The sequence below is a fragment of the Vibrio sp. 1731 genome (assembly GCF_033339955.1).
GTDB lineage: Bacteria > Pseudomonadota > Gammaproteobacteria > Enterobacterales > Vibrionaceae > Vibrio > Vibrio alginolyticus.
The window spans coordinates 1-1,080 of sequence record NZ_JAWOVO010000157.1; the positions used below are offsets into that span (position 1 = coordinate 1).

Annotated in this window: 1 pseudogene; it reads right to left on the reverse strand. The window is 48.3% G+C overall.

What is annotated here, in order from left to right:
• Positions 1-1,080, reverse strand: a pseudogene (locus tag R7035_RS25890) (bifunctional glutamine synthetase adenylyltransferase/deadenyltransferase); the annotation flags it as partial.

Below are 1,080 nucleotides of genomic sequence, written 5' to 3' on the forward strand. Positions count from 1 at the left end.
ATTCCGTGCGATAGCTATCGAGTGGAATTGGGTTGTACAGCTGTTGAGGATCTATCAACTCATCCAGAAGGATTGGATAACGAGACAACTGTTCGGAAATCATCGGACTTGCGGTACACAAGCGCACTAACTGCACCAATGCGGCAGGGTGTTCATCCAACAATTCTAAGTACGTCGTGCGCGTGCAAATATTGTGCAGTAAGTGCAGCACTCGCGGTAAACCAAACTGCGCATCAGGGTGGGCAAACACCGCGTCAAACACTTTTGGCATCAAGCGGTTTAAGACCTCTCGCCCACGGGGGCCGAGCGTTTTCTTGGCCAAGTCGGCTTTAAAGTTGATGATAGCTTTAGAGAATATGGCGGGCTCTTCAACATGAATGTCCTGATCTAAAATCAGCTCTAGCACATCTTGTTTATTGGCCATATCCCATAATTCATGGAAATGACGAGCAATCGTGCTGCCCTCATCTTCTTCGTCGTCACCAATCAAGGTTTCAAATACTTGATGCACTTTATTCATGTGCTGCTGAGTTTGTTCGATGAGCAGCTCCCACGACTCTAGCTGCATCGCAGTTGCCAGTTTTAAACGCTCAATGTCGCAATCGGGCAGCGTTTGAGTCTGCTTGTCTGCCATTGCTTGCAGTAGATTTTCTAGCTGGCGTAAATATTTATATGCCGCTTCCAGATTGCTGACTTCTTGCGGGGTTAACAGTGCAAGCTCTTCAATACCACTTAGGGTTTCGAGCAAGCCACGATTGCGCAAAGATGGCTCTCGCCCGCCACGAATCAGTTGGAAAACTTGCGCGATAAACTCAATTTCTCGAATACCACCAGCACCCAGCTTGATGTTGTTGGTTAAACCGCGACGTCGCACTTCACTGCTGATCATTGATTTCATGCGGCGCAACGACTGAATCGCACTAAAGTCGATGTAACGACGGAACACAAACGGACGCAACATTTTGCGTAGCTCTTGATATTGCGGATACATTTCGCATCCCATCACGCGCGCTTTGATCATCGCGTAACGTTCCCAGTCCCGTCCTTGCTCTTGGTAGTAATCTTCCAACGCGGCATAGC